At 40.0% G+C, this 20,244-nt stretch carries 18 protein-coding genes; 16 read left to right on the forward strand and 2 right to left on the reverse strand.

What is annotated here, in order from left to right; genetic code table 11:
- Positions 1–125 precede the first annotated feature (125 nt).
- On the reverse strand, positions 126–1,835 hold the full coding sequence (locus IQ10_RS12885; protein ID WP_144450904.1) for an Rqc2 family fibronectin-binding protein: 1,710 nt from the start codon (positions 1,833–1,835) through the stop codon (positions 126–128).
- Positions 1,836–1,994: 159 nt separating this feature from the next.
- On the opposite strand from IQ10_RS12885, the gene IQ10_RS12890 reads away from it, so the two are divergent.
- The 15 genes from IQ10_RS12890 (at position 1,995) to spoVM (ending at position 19,409) form a co-directional block, all read left to right on the forward strand.
- Positions 1,995–4,700 (forward strand): calcium-translocating P-type ATPase, SERCA-type, encoded by a 2,706-nt coding sequence (locus IQ10_RS12890; RefSeq protein WP_144450905.1) that lies wholly within the window; start codon positions 1,995–1,997, stop codon positions 4,698–4,700.
- Positions 4,701–4,855: 155 nt separating this feature from the next.
- Positions 4,856–5,740 (forward strand): YicC/YloC family endoribonuclease, encoded by an 885-nt coding sequence (locus IQ10_RS12895; RefSeq protein WP_144450906.1) that lies wholly within the window; start codon positions 4,856–4,858, stop codon positions 5,738–5,740.
- Positions 5,741–5,835: 95 nt separating this feature from the next.
- Complete coding sequence (remA, locus tag IQ10_RS12900) at positions 5,836–6,099, forward strand: extracellular matrix/biofilm regulator RemA (protein WP_144450907.1); 264 nt, start codon at positions 5,836–5,838, stop codon at positions 6,097–6,099.
- 185 nt (positions 6,100–6,284) lie between these two features.
- A complete protein-coding gene (gene gmk / locus IQ10_RS12905; protein WP_144450908.1) occupies positions 6,285–6,899 on the forward strand; it encodes a guanylate kinase in 615 nt (204 codons plus the stop codon).
- Positions 6,899–7,120, forward strand: a complete 222-nt coding sequence (rpoZ, locus tag IQ10_RS12910) for a DNA-directed RNA polymerase subunit omega (RefSeq protein WP_144450909.1) — start codon at positions 6,899–6,901, stop codon at positions 7,118–7,120. Before gmk ends, rpoZ begins: the two co-directional genes overlap by 1 nt.
- 168 nt (positions 7,121–7,288) lie before the next feature.
- A complete protein-coding gene (coaBC, locus tag IQ10_RS12915) occupies positions 7,289–8,500 on the forward strand; it encodes a bifunctional phosphopantothenoylcysteine decarboxylase/phosphopantothenate--cysteine ligase CoaBC (protein ID WP_144450910.1) in 1,212 nt (403 codons plus the stop codon).
- Entirely contained in the window at positions 8,497–10,896 is a 2,400-nt protein-coding gene (gene priA / locus IQ10_RS12920) for a primosomal protein N' (protein WP_144450911.1), read from the forward strand. Before coaBC ends, priA begins: the two co-directional genes overlap by 4 nt.
- Before the next feature lie 43 nt (positions 10,897–10,939).
- Entirely contained in the window at positions 10,940–11,881 is a 942-nt protein-coding gene (gene fmt, locus IQ10_RS12925; RefSeq protein WP_144450912.1) for a methionyl-tRNA formyltransferase, read from the forward strand.
- Position 11,882: 1 nt separating this feature from the next.
- Positions 11,883–13,229, forward strand: a complete 1,347-nt coding sequence (gene rsmB / locus IQ10_RS12930; RefSeq protein WP_144450913.1) for a 16S rRNA (cytosine(967)-C(5))-methyltransferase RsmB — start codon at positions 11,883–11,885, stop codon at positions 13,227–13,229.
- 23 nt (positions 13,230–13,252) lie between these two features.
- Complete coding sequence (gene rlmN / locus IQ10_RS12935) at positions 13,253–14,341, forward strand: dual-specificity RNA methyltransferase RlmN (protein ID WP_144450914.1); 1,089 nt, start codon at positions 13,253–13,255, stop codon at positions 14,339–14,341.
- A 7-nt stretch (positions 14,342–14,348) separates the two neighbouring features.
- Entirely contained in the window at positions 14,349–15,104 is a 756-nt protein-coding gene (locus tag IQ10_RS12940) for a Stp1/IreP family PP2C-type Ser/Thr phosphatase (RefSeq protein ID WP_144450915.1), read from the forward strand.
- Entirely contained in the window at positions 15,101–17,134 is a 2,034-nt protein-coding gene (pknB, locus tag IQ10_RS12945) for a Stk1 family PASTA domain-containing Ser/Thr kinase (RefSeq protein WP_144450916.1), read from the forward strand. The genes IQ10_RS12940 and pknB overlap by 4 nt, the downstream gene beginning before the upstream one ends.
- Before the next feature lie 291 nt (positions 17,135–17,425).
- Positions 17,426–18,316: a ribosome small subunit-dependent GTPase A gene (rsgA, locus tag IQ10_RS12950; RefSeq protein ID WP_144450917.1), complete on the forward strand. Its 891-nt coding sequence runs from the start codon at positions 17,426–17,428 to the stop codon at positions 18,314–18,316.
- The gene (gene rpe, locus IQ10_RS12955) at positions 18,313–18,957 is read left to right on the forward strand and encodes a ribulose-phosphate 3-epimerase (protein WP_144450918.1); all 645 of its coding nucleotides are present in this window, start codon (positions 18,313–18,315) and stop codon (positions 18,955–18,957) included. The genes rsgA and rpe overlap by 4 nt, the downstream gene beginning before the upstream one ends.
- A gap of 371 nt (positions 18,958–19,328) precedes the next feature.
- Entirely contained in the window at positions 19,329–19,409 is an 81-nt protein-coding gene (spoVM, locus tag IQ10_RS12960) for a stage V sporulation protein SpoVM (protein WP_010898652.1), read from the forward strand.
- Positions 19,410–19,462: 53 nt separating this feature from the next.
- Here the strand turns inward: spoVM and rpmB are convergent, their stop codons facing one another.
- Positions 19,463–19,651, reverse strand: a complete 189-nt coding sequence (gene rpmB / locus IQ10_RS12965; protein WP_144450919.1) for a 50S ribosomal protein L28 — start codon at positions 19,649–19,651, stop codon at positions 19,463–19,465.
- A 229-nt stretch (positions 19,652–19,880) separates the two neighbouring features.
- Between rpmB and IQ10_RS12970 the strand changes: the two genes are divergently transcribed.
- Complete coding sequence (locus IQ10_RS12970; protein ID WP_144450920.1) at positions 19,881–20,243, forward strand: Asp23/Gls24 family envelope stress response protein; 363 nt, start codon at positions 19,881–19,883, stop codon at positions 20,241–20,243.
- Position 20,244: the final 1 nt, after the last annotated feature.

The raw sequence follows: 20,244 nt of genomic DNA on the forward strand, positions 1-20,244 counted from the left end.
AACGATTAAACGGCCTTAGCCCTATGGAATATAGAGCTAAAGCCGCTTAGATCCTTTTTATTATTTCCACTGTCTACTTGACAGGGGGCAGTTCACATGATAGCTACAGTCTGAACTTTTATTTTTTATTTTCGAAGTGAACGAACTAAGTCTTCATTTGGTGTGACGAAAATGGTTGTTTGCTGATCATAAATGACAAAGCCAGGCTTTGAACCATTTGGCTTCTTCACATGACGAACCTTTGTATAGTCGACAGGAACAGAGCTAGACTGCCTTGCTTTACTGAAATATGCTGCCACAGTCGCTGCTTCTAGTAAGGTTTGCTCATCTGGTTCTGTGCTACGAATCACAACATGTGAGCCAGGAATGTCCTTTGTATGTAGCCAAATCTCATCTTGTCTAGCAAATTTATTTGTGACATAGTCATTTTGCTTATTATTTTTACCCACGAAAAAATCAATACCGCTTGAAGACATATACTGCTCAAGCACTGGTTTGATGTCTTTCTTTGGTTTTTTTAACTTCTGACGACGTCTTAAGTAGCCTTCTTCAATTAACTCTTCGCGAATTTCCTCGATATCTCTAGGTGCTGCACTTTCTGTTTGTTGAATCAATTGATCGAAATACTCGATTTCTTCATTTGCTTTTTTAATTTGCTCTTCAACCACTTCGACTGAATTTTTCGCTTTGTTGTATCGTTTAAAGTAAGCTTGTGCATTATCAGAAGGTGTTTTCTGAGGGTCTAGAGGAATGACAACTGTTCCACCACTTTCATCGTAATAATCAATTACTTCAATTTGTTTGTCTCCTCGTTTGATGTTATAAAGGTTAGCTGTTAAAAGTTCTCCTAGTTTTTGAAACTCTTTTGCTTGATCAGCATGAATAAGTGTTCTTTCAAGCTTTTTAATTTTTTTCTTATTTTTTTGTAGCTCGTTGCTTAAGAAACGCTCTAAATCATGTGCCTGCTGCTTTACACGGTCACGCTCAGCCTTTCCGTAGTAAAACCGATCGAGCAATTCGCTCAAACTTGTAAAAGATCTACGCTCACCAGTTAGATGTGTTAACGGGAGAATGGTAAAGAATTCTTTCCCACCGCTTGTGATCATTTCTGGTTCATACTTGTGCTGTTTGAATAAAGACATAACGTCTAAAAAGGCAGTTGGAAGACTCGTACGGTTCACAACAGCTCCAGCACGAAAGACGATTTCTTTTGCTAATTGTGGTGAAAGACCAGCAATTTGTTCGACAAGCTGCCGATCGATTTTCCCAGCGTTAAAATCAAGTCTTCTAAGTAACTGGTCTGCATCAAGCTCAAAAGGATCGGCTTTTTTTTGTTCGGGAGGCAGTTTATACGGTTGCCCTGGCAACACGGAACGATAACTGCTTTGTGAAAGGCTGACATGCTTGATACTGTCTAAAATGTTGCCACTTTCATGATCGACGAGACTAATGTTACTATGACGACCCATAATTTCAATATAAAGCTTTTTGTACGTTTCATCTCCCAGTTCATCTTTACTGCGGACATGAAAGACAATAATTCGCTCCATTTCAAGCTGTTCAATTTTTTCGATCAGGCTGCCTTCTAAATGCTTGCGTAGTAACATACAAAACATAGGTGGGACAGCTGGATTGTCATATTTTTCATTCGTTAAATGGATTCGAGCAAAGTTAGCATTAGCTGAAAGTAGAAGCTGATGGTTCTTTCCATTTGCTCGAATCGTGAAGATAAGCTCGGTTTTATATGGTTGATAAATCTTTGATATTCTTCCTGACGTTAACAAATGTGCTAGCTCGTTTGTCATCGCCCGTGTCATAAATCCATCAAATGACATGGCTTGTTCACCCTTTCCTTACTATGAGATGTATACCACCTCATGATTTGCTTACATGAGTATAGCATGTTTTCTTATTTGACTGAATAAGATGGCTTGTATAAGCGATTGTTAAGCCTTCTTGGAAATAGAAATGAGAAAAGTATGTGGGGTGTCGTGATGAATTGGTATCAGTTAAGCGAAACTGAGGTTACAAAATCTGCTGCAACGAACAAAGAAAAGGGATTATCTCAAAAAGAGGTGGAAAAGCGCTTAAAATCATACGGGGCGAACAAGCTTGACCAAGGAAAACCTCCATCTGCCTTATTTGTTTTTCTTGGTCAGTTTAAAGATTTTATGGTGCTTATCTTATTGGCGGCGACCTTCATATCAGGAATACTCGGTGAATACATTGACGCATTGACAATTATGATTATTATCTTATTAAATGGAATACTTGGTTTTGTTCAAGAACGAAAAGCCGAAAAGTCGCTTGAGGCACTCAAAGAACTTTCAGCCCCGCAGATGAATGTTCTTCGTGATGGAGAATGGAAAAAAGTTCTCTCTTCGCAAATTGTGCCAGGGGATATTATTAAAGTATCGAGTGGAGACAGAATTGGAGCTGATCTGCGCCTGATTGAGACAAGCGGATTACGAATCGAAGAATCCTCTTTAACGGGTGAATCTGTTCCTGTTCATAAGCATGAACATCCATTAACTAGTGGACAAATCGAAATTGGTGATCAGCTTAATATGGCGTTTATGGGGACACTTGTTACACAAGGAAGTGGAGTAGGGATTGTCATTGCAACGGGCATGCACACTGAAATGGGGAAAATCGCTCATCTTTTGCAATCGACGACAACTCTCGTTACGCCGCTACAACGTAAGCTAGAGCAATTGGGTAAAATTCTTATTACTGTTGCATTAGTATTAACCGCATTGGTTGTCCTAACTGGCGTGGTTCAAGGACATGATCTCTACACGATGGTACTAGCAGGTGTTTCCTTAGCTGTTGCAGCGATTCCTGAAGGTTTACCAGCGATTGTAACGGTTGCTCTTGCTCTTGGTGTCCAGCGAATGATTAAGCGTAAGGCGATCGTTCGAAAGCTTCCTGCCGTTGAAACACTTGGGTGTGCTTCTGTCATATGTTCAGATAAAACGGGTACCCTTACTCAAAATAAGATGACTGTTACTCATATTTGGACGGGCGGTAAACAGTGGAAGGTCTCAGGTGGAGGGTATGAACCGAAAGGGGTATTTTCTTTAGATGGAAAGTCATTTGATCCTAGTAAAAATCGAAACCTTCAACAATTACTTAGTTACGGCTGGCTTTGTAATAACGCAAATATTCAAGAAAAAACGAGTAAGCAAGGAATGCTTAGGAAATCAGTAACTGAATATGTGATGGATGGGGATCCAACAGAAGGAGCGCTCGTTGTTAGTGCAATGAAGGCTGGATACACAAAGCAATCACTTGATCAATATTTTACAAGAGTAAAAGAATTTCCATTTGATTCAGCAAGAAAGATGATGTCTGTCGTTGTCAAAGATAGACAAGGACGTTCTTATATCATTACAAAAGGTGCTCCAGATGTGATATTAAGTCAATGTATGAATATCACTTATGGAGGACATGAGCAAGCTTTGTCATCAGATCGAAAGGCGGAGGTTGAAGCGGTTGTTGATCACTTAGCAAGTCAAGCCTTACGCACGATTGCAATTGCGTATCGTCCACTTGGAGCGAGAGAGACTTGCACACAAGCATTTGAAGCAGAACGTAATTTAACATTCATCGGCTTACAAGGAATGATCGATCCTCCTCGTCCAGAAGTGAAGGATGCCATATCAGAATGCCGTCAAGCTGGGATCAAGACAGTGATGATTACAGGAGATCATAAACGAACAGCAGCAGCGATTGCGACCCAACTGGGCATTCTTCCTAAAGGAGGAAAAGTTCTTGATGGACAGACACTATCGAGATGGAGTGTGGCAGAGTTAGAAGAAGTGGTTGATGATGTGTATGTTTATGCGAGGGTGTCTCCAGAACATAAATTGAAAATTGTCAAAGCACTTCAAGCAAAAGGACATATCGTTGCGATGACAGGTGATGGGGTCAATGATGCCCCAGCCATAAAAGCTGCCAATATTGGAATTGCAATGGGTATCACAGGAACTGACGTAGCAAAAGAAGCATCATCACTTATTTTGAGCGATGATAATTTTTCAACCATTAAAGCGGCTATTAAAGAAGGGCGTAATATTTATGAGAATATTCGTAAATTCATTCGTTACATGCTCGCTTCAAATGTTGGGGAAATACTTGTGATGCTCTTTGCGATGATGCTTGGCATGCCATTACCGTTAGTCGCGATACAAATTCTTTGGATCAATCTTGTTACAGATGGTTTACCTGCTATGGCTCTTGGAATGGATCAAGCTGAAGGAGATGTGATGAAGAGGGAGCCACGAAGTCCGGATGAAGGCGTTTTTGCTCGAGGCCTAACATGGAAAATCATTAGTCGTGGTTTTATGATTGGAGCTGTCACACTAGCTGTATTCTGGTTGACATTGCAAGCTCATCCAGATGAATTAATACGAGCTCAAACGGTGGCATTTGTTACACTTGTTATGGCCCAACTTATACATGTATTTGATTGTCGTAGCGAGTACTCAGTGTATCATCGTAATCCATTTGAAAATCGCTATTTAGTTGTAGCTGTCTTGATTTCGACGCTGCTTATGCTGGCTGTTATTTACTATCCACCACTTCAAACCATTTTCCATACAGTCGCTTTAGATGGACGTGAATGGTTGCTAGTGCTTGGAATGGCTTCGATTCCAACTGTTGTTCTTGGTGGTTTCCAGTTATTTAAAAGGAAGTAGAATGAAGGTTCTATTCAATCAAGCTAAAAAGATTCGCGAAACAAGCCTGTTAGAACATAATCCTGTATCTACAGGCTTGTTTTTCATTCCTTATCTGCTTTTTCCCTTGTTGGTCTCCTTGCTTTTCGGTAAAATAGGATGTGGATGTGATAATAATGAAAAGTATGACAGGTTATGGTTCTGCGGTCGTGAAAGCTCGTTTAGGAACATTATCGATAGAAATCAAAGCAGTGAATCAGCGTTTTCATGAATGTCAAATTCGTTTGCCTCACTCATTGTTAACGATCGAAGATTCGATACGTAAGGAAATTAAAAAGCATGTAGCAAGAGGCAAAATCGATGTCTTTGTAAAAATAGAAGATCAATTAAAAACACCACGAAAACTGAGAGTGGATATCGAACTGCTGGAGCAATACATAGAAGCTGTTAAAACAATTGAAAATGCCATGGGTCAAAAATTAACATCATCTCTTGATGTAAATGCTTTACTCATACATAGTGATATTGCAGTTGTAGAAAAAGCTGGGAATGAACAGTGGATCGACGAGGAAGAAACTATTTTTCTTGCACTTACACAAGCGATCGATTCATTCAATCAAATGAGAGAGAAAGAAGGGCAGTATTTACTTATAGATATGCAAAATTCGTTAAAGGATCTAGGCAAATGCTGTGATCAAGTCGAAATATTAGCGCCATTAATCATCGAACAATATCGTGAGAAAATCGAAACAAGGCTTCGGGATTATTTAAATGAAGTAGAGGTTGACGAATCGAGGTTATTGACGGAAATTGGCTTATTTGCTGATAAGGCTGATATAAGTGAAGAGCTTGTCCGTTTGCGCGCTCATATTAAGCAATTTGAGCATTACTGTTACACAGACGAGGCAGTTGGAAGACGACTTGATTTTGTTGTGCAAGAAATGAACCGCGAAGCAAATACAATAGGGTCAAAAGCAACTGCGATGTCAATAAGGCAGCAAGTCGTAGAAATGAAGGGCTTTATTGAGAAATTAAAAGAACAAGTTCAAAATATAGAATAGAAACTAGAATTCGAACGAATTTTCGTATATAGTTAGATTAGTTTGGATAACAATGTTGAGAGTGATGCTGCTCTCCTCAAGTGGGGGTATATAGAATGAACATTAAGTTAATTAACATCGGTTTTGGAAATATTGTTTCTGCAAACCGAATTATTTCTATTGTAAGTCCAGAGTCAGCACCAATTAAACGAATTATTCAAGATGCAAGAGATCGCAATATGCTTATTGATGCAACGTACGGCAGACGTACTCGAGCTGTTATTATTGCAGATAGTGACCATGTCATTTTAAGTGCGGTGCAACCAGAAACAGTTGCCCAGCGTTTAACGACGAAAGATGAAGGTACCGATGAAGCATAAATTGATTGTACGTTAGCTTTACTTTTGATAGGATACATAAGCATGAATGTTTTCATTCTGTTTGATAATAGGGATGAGTGGCTCATGAAGATGACGTTAAGAGAAACTGTTTAATAGACAATATGATTAAGTCCTTTAACGTAAAAATGTTTACTTTATGTTTCACGATTGTGTAGGAGGTTTCCATGAAGAAAGAGAAAGGTCTATTATTAGTATTATCGGGACCTGCTGGTGTCGGTAAGGGAACGGTATGTGCGTCGTTACGTCAAGAAGAGACGGATATTCAATATTCAGTGTCGGCTACAACGCGTTTACCTCGTCAAGGGGAAGTTGATGGTGTCAATTATTTTTTCAAAACGAGAGAGCAGTTTGAAAAAATGATTGAACAAGATCAATTGTTAGAGTGGGCGGAATACGTAGGAAATTATTACGGTACTCCAGTTGATTATGTAAGGGAAACGATAGACAAGGGACAAGATATTATTCTTGAGATTGAAGTACAAGGTGCACTAAAGGTAAGAGAACGTTTCCCTGAAGGAGTTTTTATTTTTCTAATGCCACCGAGCTTAGCGGAGCTTAGAAATCGAATTGTCGGAAGAGGAACAGAAACGGAAGACGTTATTAATAAAAGAATGACAGTTGCTCGTGAAGAGATCGATATGATGAAAAAATATGATTATGTTGTTGAAAATGATCAGGTTCATCTTGCTGTTGAACGAATTAAGTCGATTGTGACAGCTGAACATTGCAAGCGTGAGCGTCTGATTGAAAAATACAAAGAATTAGTGGAGGTTGACTAATGCTATATCCGTCTATTGACTCACTTTTAACGAAATTAGATTCAAAATACACACTTGTAACGGTTTCTTCAAAGCGTGCACGTGAGATCCGTGAAAACACAAATCGTGGACCAATGATCGAGCGTCCTGTTTCTCATAAACCTGTTGGGGTTGCACTTGAAGAAATCATTGGAAACCATTTGAAGTACGAAAGAATTACACCATTAGAAGAGGAAGAATAAGACGCGATGACAACCTATTTGTTCAAATAGGTTGTTTCTTTTATCTATTCGGAAATGAGAAACATTTATGTTTGTTTTCTAATTAGATAAAAGACTACGACTTTCACCGTAAGCTAGTTTTTCTAATTTTTACTGGTAAAAAGGATAAGGAGAAAGTAGGGGGAGACGATGGTCAAAGGAAAAAATATTCTGTTAGCAGTTAGTGGAGGAATTGCAGCATTTAAGGCAGCTGCCTTAACGAGTAAATTCGTACAAGCTGGTGCAAATGTGAAGGTCATCATGACACAATCATCAAAGGAATTTGTAACACCACTTACATTTCAAGCACTTTCGCGTCAATCTGTTTATGAGGATACATTCACTGAACCCGATCCAACGAAAATTGCTCATATCGATGTAGCAGATTGGGCAGATGTTGTCTTAGTCGCGCCTGCTACGGCAAATGTGATTGCAAAGCTTGCTCATGGCATAAGTGACGATATGTTAACAACGACATTGCTTGCTACAACTGCGCCAATTTATCTTGCACCTGCCATGAATGTAAACATGTACGCAAAGCCTGTGGTTCAACGCAATATTATGACTTTAAAAGAAGATGGATATATCGTCATTGATGGAGGTGAAGGGTATCTTGCTTGTGGCTGGACTGGAAAAGGGAGAATGGCTGAACCTGAGGATTTGCTAAAAATCCTTCATAAGCACTTTCAACAAGATACGGGACGTCTTACAGGTAAGAAGGTAGTCATTACTGCAGGACCAACTCAGGAACGGATAGACCCTGTTCGTTTTTTCACGAACCATTCTTCGGGGAAAATGGGGTATGCCCTTGCGCAAGCAGTGAAAGAGTATGGCGGGCAAGTTACTCTCATCTCAGGTCCGACAAGCTTAACTCCACCAGCTGGTGTAAAAGTGGTAAACGTGGAATCGGCAGAGGAGATGTATGAAGCTGTGATGAATCATTTTGATCAAGCTGACATTGTCATTAAAGCGGCAGCTGTTGCTGATTACCGTCCAAAAGAAACGTTTGATCAAAAGCGAAAAAAGCAGCCAGGTGAGTGGTCGATAGAGATGGAAAGAACGATGGATATTTTAAAGACGCTTGGTGAGCAGAAATCCTCTCAACTTCTTGTTGGTTTTGCCGCTGAATCAGAACAGGTTGAAATGTATGCGCGTAATAAACTCGAATCGAAAAATCTAGATTTGATTGTGGCGAACAATATTTTACAAGAAGGTGCAGGATTTAAAAGTGATACGAATATTATTATGACCATTGCGAGTGATGGGACAAAAAAAGAGTACCCAATGCTTTCAAAGGATGAGGTGGCTTATCGTATTTTAGATGATATTATCTCCTATGCACAAAGGCGTGACGTTCTATGATCGCAAAAGTAATAGTCGATGTTCCGAGCTCGCAAACGGATCGTACGTTTGATTACGAAATCCCTGCTGAATGGGATGGAGTAATCCAACCAGGTATGCGTGTTGTTGTTCCATTTGGACCTCGTCAAATTCAAGGGTTTGTCGTAGAAGTTGTTGCTGAATCCTCTCATGCAAAAACAAAACCAATTCAAGATGTACTCGATGTATTACCTGTTTTGACGGATGAATTACTTGCGATTGGAGATTGGCTTGCTGAACATACGCTTTGTTTTAAATTATCTGCTTATCAATTAATGGTACCAGCTGCTCTAAGAACGAAGGTGAAAAAAGAGGTCGTCCTACTCGCAAAAAGAGACCACCTCCCGTCAGCTCTTCAAGTTTATTTTGAACAAAATGATCGGATTGAGTGGTCCGAACTAATGAAGCAAGATAAGTCAAAAGTGAAAGATGTTTCTCAAGCGATAAAAGCAGGGTTGTTAGAAGTTCATTATCAAGTCGAGGAAAAAGGGAAAACAAAGACCGAGCGCTATATTCGGCTTAATGAAAATCAACCATCACTTGAAGAAATACCAGCAAGAGCAGTCAAACAGCATGAACTTCTTCGCTACGTACAAAATGTAGATAAACCTATTTCTGTTTCGGTACTATTAAAGGACATGCAAACGACAAGACAGACAGTGACGACGTTAATCAAAAAAGGATTTTTGGAAGAATTTGAACAAGAGGTATACCGTGATCCTTTAGCGGGGATCGAGTTTGCAAGAACCGAGCCGTTAAAGCTAACAGAGAAGCAACAAAACGTGATAAGTCCAATACTCGACTCTCTTGATCAAAAGTCACACAAAACATTTCTCCTTCATGGTGTAACAGGTAGTGGAAAAACAGAAGTGTATTTGCAAGCCATTGATCATGCTTTGAAACAAGGACGAGAAGCAATTGTTCTCGTACCAGAAATAGCGCTTACCCCGCAAATGGTGCAACGGTTTAAGGGACGGTTTGGATCGAAAGTGGCTGTCCTTCATTCAGGGCTTTCAATGGGCGAGAAATATGATGAGTGGCGGAAAATTAAACGTAAGGAAGTTCAAGTAGTAGTAGGGGCTCGTTCAGCGATCTTTGCCCCTTTCACAAATATTGGGATTATTATTATTGATGAAGAGCATGAAACAAGCTACAAGCAGGAGGAAAATCCTCGTTATCATGCAAAGGATGTTGCGATTTTCCGCGGAGAGTTTCATCAAAGCCCAGTTATTTTAGGGAGTGCGACACCATCTTTAGAATCATATGCGCGAGCTAAAAAGGATGTCTATCATCTTTTACCATTGACAGAAAGAGTGCACAACCGAGCGATGCCGCACGTCGAAGTAGTTGATATGAGAGAGGAGCTACGTCAAGGCAACCGCTCAATGTTTTCTATGACATTATTTGAAAAATTGAAAGATCGTGTCGAAAAAGGCGAACAAAGTGTCCTCTTTTTAAATAGAAGAGGGTATTCAACTTTTGTCATGTGTCGAGACTGCGGGTATGTTGCTACGTGTGAACATTGTGATATTTCATTAACGTATCACCGAAGCCATCATGCGCTTAAATGTCATTATTGCGGCCATGAGGAAAAAATGCCAGAAACGTGCGATTCATGCGGAAGTGAGCATATTAGGTTCTTTGGGTCAGGAACGCAAAAAGTGGAAGAAGAGTTAGCCCGAGTGTTACCGCAGGCGAGAGTGATTCGAATGGATATCGACACGACAAGAAGGAAAGGTGCGCATGAAAAGCTTTTGTCAGCGTTTGGACGCGGAGAGGCTGATATCTTACTAGGCACGCAAATGATTGCCAAAGGTTTAGATTTTCCAAAAATTACACTCGTCGGTGTTCTTGCAGCTGATTCAATGCTACACATTCCTGATTTTCGTTCAGCTGAGAGAACCTTTCAGTTGATGGAGCAAGTGAGTGGCCGTGCTGGTCGACATGACTTAGAGGGTGAGGTCATTATTCAATCTTATACGCCTGATCATTACAGTATCGAGCTTGTTAAGACCCATGAATATGAACCCTTTTTTCAAATGGAAATGACGCATCGAAAGGCAGGTCTTTATCCACCATATGTGTTTATGGTTCTCATTAATATTTCTCATCCAGAAATTACAAAGGTGATTACTGTGTCTGAGAAGATTGTGGCATTTTTAAAAAGAGAACTTTCGGAAGCAACAATTGTACTTGGACCAGTCGCCTCACCTCTTGCGCGGATAAAAGATAGATATCGCTATCAATGCATGATAAAATACAGAAATGAACCAGAGCTGAGACAAACATTGAGAGAAATTCAACAGCATTTTATTCGTGAAATCAATCAAGGGCAACTTCAAGTATCAATTGATTTACACCCTTACCTTTTTTCATAGTGAGTAGATAATAGGTTTGTGGTTAGAAAGGTAGGAAAACAACATGAGAATAATATTTATGGGTACACCTGATTTTTCAGTACCTGTTCTGAGATCATTAATAGAGGCTAATTATGAGATAGTAGCTGTTGTCACGCAACCAGATCGGCCAGTCGGTAGAAAAAAAGTGCTCACGCCTCCTCCCGTTAAGGTAGAGGCGGAAAAGCACGGTATTGATGTGTTGCAGCCTGAAAAAATACGCGAGAAAGAGCAGCTTGAACAAGTTCTTTCGTATAAACCAGATCTAATTGTAACGGCTGCTTATGGACAAATCTTACCTAAGGAACTTTTAGAGGCACCAACGTTTGGCTGCGTGAATGTTCATGCTTCCCTTTTACCAAAGTACCGAGGTGGTGCACCAATTCATCAAGCGATTATTGATGGAGAAAAATATTCAGGTGTGACCATTATGTATATGGTGGAAAAACTAGATGCAGGGGATATGATTTCTCAAGTGAAGGTAGAAATTGAGGAAGAGGATCATGTTGGTTCTGTGCATGATAAGTTAAGCGAAGCCGGTGCTAAGCTGTTAATTGAAACGCTTCCTGCTTTGTTAAAAGGGGAGATATCACCAGTCAAACAAGAGGAATCAGAGGTGACTTTCGCTAAAAATATTAGTCGTGATATGGAGCTTCTTAATTGGAATCGCAGTGGGGAAGAGTTGTATAATCAGATTCGTGGATTGCATCCATGGCCAGTAGCCTACACTACACTTGAAAATAAGCCTTTAAAGGTATGGTGGGCTATTAAGGTAGCAGCGAAGAAAACGCTAAGCCCTGGAACGATAGAGAGAATTGAAGATGATGGTATTGTCGTTAGCACGGGAAGTGATGTTTCGTTAAAAATCACCGACTTGCAGCCATCTGGTAAGAAAAGAATGACAGCAGAGTCCTTTATTAGGGGTGCTGGTGCTCATTTATCACAAGGAATGAAGCTAGGAGAATGACATGAGTAAACCGATACGTGAAGTAGCGTTAGATATGCTTCTTCAAATTGAGAAAAACCAAGCCTACAGTAATTTATTGCTAAATCAAACCGTCAAACGATCGAAGCTTGATCAGCGTGATGTTGGATTACTAACCGAAATGGTTTATGGAACGATTCAACGAAGAGATACACTTGACTTTTATTTACAGCCTTTTATTAAAAAAGGAGTGTCCTCACTTGACGTTTGGGTAAAGATCCTATTAAGATTATCCGTCTATCAAATTGTCTACCTAGATCGTGTGCCAGACCGAGCTATCGTCCATGAAGCGGTGCAAATTGCTAAGAAAAAAGGTCATAAGGGCATCAGTGGAATGGTTAACGGTGTTTTAAGATCGATTTTACGACAAGGATTGCCGACATTTGATCAAGTAAAAGATGAGACGAAAAGATTTGCTCTTGAAACGAGTTTTCCACTATGGCTTGTCGAACGTTGGGTTGAACAATATGGTTTAGAAGAAACAAAAGCAATGTGTGAAACAAGTTTGACACCCCCATCTGTTACGGTTCGTGTTAACCGTGTAAAGGGAACGGTCACAGAAGCGATTGAACGTTTATCTGAGGAAGGGCTAATTGTCAAACGAGGTGAGCTTTCTCCAGATGCAATTGTAATTGAAAAAGGGAATGTCTTTGAAACGCGTGCATATAATCAGGGATATGTCACAGCTCAAGATGAGAGCTCAATGCTAGTTGGACGAGCTGTTAATGTGCAACCTGGAATGAGTGTGATCGATGCATGTGCTGCTCCTGGTGGAAAATCAACGCATTTGGCAGAGCAAATGAACGATGAAGGCACGGTTTTGTCATTTGATTTGCATGAACATAAGGTGAAGCTGATTAGACAGCAAGCTGAAAGATTAAACTTAAAGAGCATTCAAGCCGAGGCGCTTGATGCTAGAAAGATTGATCAACGATTACACGGTCTACAATTTGACCGTGTTCTAATAGACGCTCCTTGTAGCGGATTTGGTGTCATTCGTAGAAAGCCTGATATAAAATGGACGAAGAGCGAACAGGATATACAGGCAATCCACGTAATTCAACAGGATATTTTGGATGCTGTTGCACCTTTTGTAAAATCAGGAGGGACTCTTACTTATAGTACATGTACTGTAGATAAAGAAGAAAACGAAGAAAGTGTTAGAGCATTTCTTACTAACCATGAAGATTTTGAACTAGATTCTACACTAGAGGAGAGGCTCCCAGAAAAGCTTGTGCAATCAGGGCGTTATCAAACAGGTATGGTAACCATTTTACCGCAAGATTTTCAAACAGATGGATTTTTCATTGCTAGTTTAAGAAAAAAATAAAATGAACGAAAGGTGTGTCATTGATGGAACAATTAAAAACGGCAGTAAAACGGCCAGAGACGAACCAGCTTCGTTCGATTTACTCCTTACAATTTGATGAATTACAACAGTGGTTACAAGAAAATGGAGAGCCGAAATTCCGTACTGGACAAATTTTTGAATGGCTCTATAAAAAACGTGTAACAAAATTTGATCAAATGTCAAATTTAGCAAAGGATTTACGTGAAAAACTCGAAAATTCATTTGCGTTAACAACTCTAAAGATTGCAGCTCAACAAACATCATCGGACGGAACGGTTAAGTTTCTATTTGAGTTGCATGATGGATATACAATTGAAACGGTTGTAATGCGTCATGAATACGGCAACAGTGTTTGTGTAACAACTCAAGTTGGTTGTCGCTTAGGCTGTACGTTCTGTGCTTCTACTTTAGGTGGATTGAAACGAAACCTAGAAGCTGGCGAAATTGTTGCTCAAGTTTTAGAATCTCAACGTGTGATGGATGAAATGGATGAACGTGTCAGTTCTGTCGTTGTCATGGGTATTGGTGAACCGTTCGATAATTATGAAGAACTTGTACCGTTTTTAAAGACGATTAATCATGATAAAGGCTTAAATATTGGTGCGCGCCACATTACTGTTTCTACAAGCGGTGTTGTGCCTAAAATTTATCAATTTGCTGATGAAAAGCTGCAAATTAATTTTGCCATTTCACTACATGCACCAAACACTGAAATTAGAAGTAGACTTATGCCAGTTAACCGTGCTTGGCCACTTCCAAAATTAATGGAATCGATTCGTTATTATATTGAAACGACTGGTCGACGTGTGACATTTGAGTATGGTCTATTTGGTGGAGTGAATGATCAAGTTGAGCACGCAGAAGAGCTTGCGGATTTGATCAAAGATATTAAATGTCATGTGAATCTGATTCCAGTTAACTATGTACCTGAGCGTGATTATGTCCGAACACCTAGAGATCAAATTTTTGCTTTTGAGAAAACATTGAAGAAACGTGGAATTAATGTGACAATTCGTCGTGAGCAAGGTCATGATATTGATGCTGCTTGTGGACAGCTTCGTGCGAAGGAGCGAAAAGAAGAGACGAGGTGATTGGTCGATGGAGTTTACATTTAGGACAGCTGTAGGACGTGTTCGGTCACATAACGAAGACAGTGGTGGTGTTTTTAAAAATCAGACTGGTGTTCTTGCGCTAGTTGCTGACGGAATGGGCGGACATCGTGCTGGAGATGTAGCTAGCGCAATGGCGACGGATTATTTTCGGACGATATGGGGAGAAGATCTTCATATATCGTCTGTTGTTGAAGCTGAAAATTGGTTGAAAGGTCATTTTGAGCAACTCAATACTAGACTTTATACTCATGCAAAGCAAAATGCTGAGTGTCAAGGTATGGGTACCACTCTTGTCGTAGCTCTTTGCACAGAAGATTTTGTGTCCATTGCTCATATCGGCGATAGTCGTGCTTATATTCGTAATGAATTTGGCTTTCATCAGAAAACAACAGATCACTCTCTTGTCCAGGAACTCGTACGTACTGGGCAAATTACGGAAGAAGAAGCGGAACATCATCCAAGAAAAAATGTGCTTATGCGGGCGCTTGGCACAGAAGCAGAGACGAAAATCGACATCACGACTCTTTTAGCTGAAGGAGAACAGATTATTTTACTTTGTTCAGATGGACTAACGAATAAAGTGTCTATTGATGAATTAAATGAATTTGTTTACAGTGATGAGTCGTTAGACGATATTGCTAAAAAATGCATTGACCTTGCAAATGAGCGTGGTGGAGAAGATAACATTACAGTTGCATTAGTCTCTTATCCTAGTCGCTCTGAATTGGGGAGTCACACATGATCGGTCAACGTATTAGTGGTCGCTATCAAATCATTGAGACTATCGGTGGCGGTGGGATGGCGAATGTCTATAAAGCGCTCGATGTAATTCTCGATCGTCATGTCGCTGTTAAAGTGTTACAACCTCAATTTTCTGAGGATGAGCAATTTATTAAACGTTTCCGCAGGGAAGCTCAAGCTGCAACAAGTCTTGCGCATCCCAACGTCGTAAATATTTACGACGTTGGAGAAGAGGGGAATACGTATTATATTGTAATGGAGTACGTTGAAGGACAAACGCTGAAAGAATTGATTCAGTCCCGTGGTCCGCTTCCGGTTGAAGAAGCGGTGGATTACATGGAACAGATGCTTGCAGCTATTGCCCATGCTCATGCTAATCAATTAATTCATCGCGACATTAAACCTCATAATATTCTTATAAGTCACGATGGTGTTTTAAAAGTAACAGACTTTGGGATTGCAAGAGCGATTTCCTCAGCTACGATTACTCATACAAACTCTATTATGGGGTCCGTTCATTATTTATCACCTGAGCAAGCGCGAGGAGGCCATGTTACTTACAAGTCTGATATTTATTCGCTTGGGATTGTATTGTATGAGATGGTGACAGGTGTCTTGCCATTTTCGGGTGATACTGCTGTATCTATTGCGATAAAACATTTACAAAATGATGTTCCGTCAGCTAGGGAGAAGGTTCCCTCGTTACCACAAAGCATTGAGAACATTATTCGGAAAGCTACGATCAAAGACCCATTAAAGCGTTATGAAAATGTTCTAGAAATGGAAGAAGATCTTGCGACGGCATTAAGTCCAGAACGTCTAAATGAACCTTCTTTTATTGAGGATAATGATGATGAAGCGACAAAAGCAATCCCTATTATTCGTGATATACCAGATCAAAAGGATCTTGAAAAAACGGTTGAAATTCCACCTCCTCCTGCACCTATGGAACCAGCCGTGGTGCAGGACGTACAAGAATCAATGGCTGCTAATAAGAAAAAAGGTAAACGAAAGAAATGGCTGATGATCATTATTATTACGTTGGTTCTTTTCTTTGGATCTTTTGTTGCAGCATTTGCTCTTTTACCTAACTTATTTCGTGTTGATGAGGTAGAGGTTCCGAGTGTCGTTGAAATGTCCTTTGAAGAGGCACAAGACGAATTAACATCCTTAAAGTTGATCGTAGAGCGTGAAGAAATTGAGAGTGATACGATTCCTCAGGATCACATCGTTCGTCAAAATCCACAAGCTGGTTCAATGGTGAAAGAAAATGCTACTGTCACACTATATGTCAGTACTGGAGTCGAAGAAGTCGAACTAGATAATTATGTCGGACTACCGATTGACCGAGCTGAGACTCTTCTTAATGACTTGAACTACACAGTTGAGCGTATCCCAAGAGAAACAAATGATCAGTCACCAGGAATTGTCCTTTCCCAAAATCCTGAAGAAGGAACAATGGTCGTAGCTGAAGAAACGACTATTTATTTAACGTATAGTATTCAATCACAGATACGTCTTCGTAATCTTGAAGGAGAAGTCGAGGATTCAGTGCGATCCTATTTAAATGAAGTTGAGCTAGTTGGTCGTTTTAATTCTGAACATTCTCAAACAGTGGAAAAAGGAAAGGTAATTAGGCAATCTCCACCACCTTACACGATGCTGGAAAAAGGTGATGAGGTCAATATCATCATCTCAAATGGACCAGAGCCTCAGCGCGAACCTGAGAGACCAGCGCCGGCACCTGCTCCACCTCCACCTGAAGAGGAACCAACTCGACTATATGAAGTGAATCAACAAATCGTTGTTGAAGAGGAAGATCGTGCTGCAGGTAGAACTTACGATGTACGTATTGTTTACAGGGATGCTAATACAAATGGCGAAGACAGGGTCATAGTCGAAGAGACAATTAATGAAACGAAGGAATACACAGTGCCATTACGTGTTAGCCCTTCTCAAGGTGGATCTTTTGAGGTGTATGTGAACGGAGAACTTGCACATAACTCAAATACTTATACGTATGAAAGATAAGAAAGTATAAAATACGAGGATGTTTAGCGTAAGTAGTCTAACCGCTCGAGGTTGTCTCATCCTCCATGGGGCCCCGGCCTCCTAACCTGGCTGGTAACATATAGACGGGGGGCTGTCTGCACTTGTCGTGGCTGACCAAGGTGTTTGTACACTTTCTAAGAAGCTGGCTTAAAACCGCAAGGAATTAGACTCCTCATAAGGATCGTAATTTGGCTGGTTGATGAGTTGGCTTCCATTCATCTAAAATAATGAAGTACTTAAAAAATCTTGTCAAAAGCTAGGAGGTAATGAATGGCAACTGGAATGATTGTAAAAGCGTTAAGTGGTTTTTATTATGTTCATAATGAAGAAGGCTTGTTTCAATGTCGAGGCCGAGGTAATTTTCGTAAGCGTCAAATTAAGCCTCTCGTTGGCGATCACGTAGAATTTGAAGCAGAAAATCGTACAGATGGATATATATTAGATGTGTTTAAACGAAAAAATGAACTCATTCGTCCTCCCATTGCAAATGTCGATCAAGCCATTCTCGTTTTTTCTGCCCAAGAACCAGATTTTAGTACGTTACTTCTAGACCGTTTTCTTGTTCATATTGAAGCAAATGAGATCGTTCCGATTATTATCATTAGTAAAATTGATCTCTTAGATGAAGTGTCACGTAAAGAGATTGAAGAATATAAACAACTATACGAAAAAGTTGGGTATGCAGTCTTATTGACGTCAACGATCGACGACGACGACGGGATCGATCATTTGATTCCTTACTTGGCCGGGAAAGTTAGCGTTGTTGCTGGACAATCAGGGGTTGGAAAATCTTCATTATTAAACCATTTGAAACCAGACCTTGCAATTGAAACAAATGAAATTTCTACTCATCTTGGAAGAGGAAAGCATACGACAAGACATGTCGAATTATTAAAAATTTCAGACGGACTTGTGGCTGATACACCAGGCTTTAGCTCGCTTGATTTTATCAATATAGAAGCTGAGGACTTATCTGATTATTTCCCAGAAATGGCAGAGAAAGCTTCTGCTTGCAAGTTTAGAGTTTGTACACACACTTCTGAACCTGGATGTGCAGTGAAACAAGCGTTAGATGAGGGTGAAATTAATCATGGAAGATTTGAACACTACGAGCAATTTTTAGAAGAGATAAAAAATCAAAAACGGAGGTATGATCGATGATTAAGATTGCACCATCGATTTTGTCCGCTAACTTTTCGAAACTTGGAGAGGATGTCAAAGATGTGGAGAGGGCGGGAGCTGATTACATTCATGTTGACGTGATGGACGGTCATTTTGTTCCTAATTTAACAATTGGTCCACTCGTTGTAGAAGCGCTTCGACCTGTAACGAAGCTGCCTTTAGATGTCCATTTGATGATTGAAAACCCAGATGTGTACATTCCACAATTTGCAAAAGCGGGAGCAGATATTATTTCTGTTCATGTTGAAGCATGTCCTCACCTACACCGAACAATCCATCTGATTAAAGAGCAGGGCGTAAAGGCTGGAATTGTTCTTAATCCAGCAACTCCTGTTGAGATGATTGAGCCCATTTTAGCAGATGTCGATTTAGTCTTGCTGATGACTGTTAACCCAGGATTCGGAGGACAAGTTTTTATTGAGTCTGTTTTACCGAAAATTGAAAGAGTTGCTGCACTTGTTCGGAGTAGCAATTTAAATATTGAGATAGAAGTTGATGGTGGGATAAATTCTGAGACAGCGAGAAGATGTATTGCTGCAGGTGCCAATGTACTCGTTGCTGGATCAGCAATTTATAATCAAAAGGATCGGACAAAGGCGATTTCATCACTTCGTGTTTAGAACAGTGAATTCATATAAAAAAGAATTGGTAGTTATATTGGGGGTCGAACCATTATGGACGGCTTCTTTTTTTGTCTTTTAAACTGATGAACATAATTTTTTGAGGAGACATATATTGAGGTGTAAGGCATAAGCATATGGATAGAGAGACAAGGATCATATTTTAGCGCGATATGTGATTGAATAAACACCTGAAAAAACAGGAATAGTTTATTGTATTTGCATATATTAGTTAAAAGAGCATTAGTCGCTATCCATGTCGTGATTTAGATTGGACATATCGAGGGTTGAACAACGACATTCACGTCCTTTGGGCGTGAGGAATTTTTGACCATTATCCCCATGGCTATTCACGTTGAGGAGGAGGAGCTATGAAATTCTACACGATTAAGCTGCCTAAGTTTTTAGGTGGGGTTGTCAGGGCAGTACTGAACTCATTTAAAAAAGGGTAAACAAAAAAGCACCAAAGTGGTGCTTTTTTGTTATCATGCTGAAAGAGAACACTTTACACGCGTTCCACTTTACCAGACTTAAGTGCTCGAGTAGATACATAAACACGTTTTGGCTTACCGTCTACTAAAATACGTACCTTTTGAACGTTTACACCCCAACGGCGCTTCGTTTTATTCAGTGCGTGAGAACGCTTGTTGCCGCTACGAGCTTGTTTACCTGTAATATAACATTTACGTGCCATTATGTGCACCTCCTTATCCACAATACAATACGATTACTCTCGAAATCATACTTAAATATAGTAGCATAGCACATTTAAGATTGCAATAGGTTGGAGGGAAGTTTATCAAGTAATCTTGCTTGACAGTGCAATGTCAAGCGCAAAGCTCAAAACCGCTTTTAAATTCGGGTATAGTATAGTAAAATGGCGTTAATGTATGAAGTTTAGGCTTTGAAAGGGAGGAATGGGAATGTCAATTGAAATGAAAACACAACTTGGTGTTGTTGATGTCTCTAAAGATGTTGTTGCAACGATTGCGGGTGGAGCAGCAATTGATTGTTATGGAATTATCGGTATGGCATCTCAGAAACAAATTAAAGATGGCTTAACCGACCTACTTGGAAGAGAAAACTTTCGTCGTGGAGTTGTCATTCGTGAAGACGAAGAGCAGATTCATATCGACATGTATATTATCGTAAGCTATGGAACAAAAATTTCTGAAGTAGCTTATAATGTGCAAACCAAAGTAAAGTATCAATTAGAACAAATGTTGGGTCTTGATGTTGATTCCGTGAACATCTTTGTTCAAGGCGTCCGCGTTACAAACCCGTAAG

The sequence above is a fragment of the Halalkalibacter nanhaiisediminis genome (assembly GCF_007830185.1).
GTDB lineage: Bacteria > Bacillota > Bacilli > Bacillales > Bacillaceae_D > Halalkalibacter > Halalkalibacter nanhaiisediminis.

Excerpts from the sequence above, each read along its gene's own strand:
- IQ10_RS12885 (WP_144450904.1), bottom strand. The coding sequence starts at position 1,835 with ATGTCATTTGATGGATTTATGACACGGGCGATGACAAACGAGCTAGCA.
- IQ10_RS12890 (WP_144450905.1), top strand. The coding sequence starts at position 1,995 with ATGAATTGGTATCAGTTAAGCGAAACTGAGGTTACAAAATCTGCTGCA.
- IQ10_RS12895 (WP_144450906.1), top strand. The coding sequence starts at position 4,856 with ATGAAAAGTATGACAGGTTATGGTTCTGCGGTCGTGAAAGCTCGTTTA.
- remA (WP_144450907.1), top strand. The coding sequence starts at position 5,836 with ATGAACATTAAGTTAATTAACATCGGTTTTGGAAATATTGTTTCTGCA.
- gmk (WP_144450908.1), top strand. The coding sequence starts at position 6,285 with ATGAAGAAAGAGAAAGGTCTATTATTAGTATTATCGGGACCTGCTGGT.
- rpoZ (WP_144450909.1), top strand. The coding sequence starts at position 6,899 with ATGCTATATCCGTCTATTGACTCACTTTTAACGAAATTAGATTCAAAA.
- coaBC (WP_144450910.1), top strand. The coding sequence starts at position 7,289 with ATGGTCAAAGGAAAAAATATTCTGTTAGCAGTTAGTGGAGGAATTGCA.
- priA (WP_144450911.1), top strand. The coding sequence starts at position 8,497 with ATGATCGCAAAAGTAATAGTCGATGTTCCGAGCTCGCAAACGGATCGT.
- fmt (WP_144450912.1), top strand. The coding sequence starts at position 10,940 with ATGAGAATAATATTTATGGGTACACCTGATTTTTCAGTACCTGTTCTG.
- rsmB (WP_144450913.1), top strand. The coding sequence starts at position 11,883 with ATGAGTAAACCGATACGTGAAGTAGCGTTAGATATGCTTCTTCAAATT.
- rlmN (WP_144450914.1), top strand. The coding sequence starts at position 13,253 with ATGGAACAATTAAAAACGGCAGTAAAACGGCCAGAGACGAACCAGCTT.
- IQ10_RS12940 (WP_144450915.1), top strand. The coding sequence starts at position 14,349 with ATGGAGTTTACATTTAGGACAGCTGTAGGACGTGTTCGGTCACATAAC.
- pknB (WP_144450916.1), top strand. The coding sequence starts at position 15,101 with ATGATCGGTCAACGTATTAGTGGTCGCTATCAAATCATTGAGACTATC.
- rsgA (WP_144450917.1), top strand. The coding sequence starts at position 17,426 with ATGGCAACTGGAATGATTGTAAAAGCGTTAAGTGGTTTTTATTATGTT.
- rpe (WP_144450918.1), top strand. The coding sequence starts at position 18,313 with ATGATTAAGATTGCACCATCGATTTTGTCCGCTAACTTTTCGAAACTT.
- spoVM (WP_010898652.1), top strand. The coding sequence starts at position 19,329 with ATGAAATTCTACACGATTAAGCTGCCTAAGTTTTTAGGTGGGGTTGTC.
- rpmB (WP_144450919.1), bottom strand. The coding sequence starts at position 19,651 with ATGGCACGTAAATGTTATATTACAGGTAAACAAGCTCGTAGCGGCAAC.
- IQ10_RS12970 (WP_144450920.1), top strand. The coding sequence starts at position 19,881 with ATGTCAATTGAAATGAAAACACAACTTGGTGTTGTTGATGTCTCTAAA.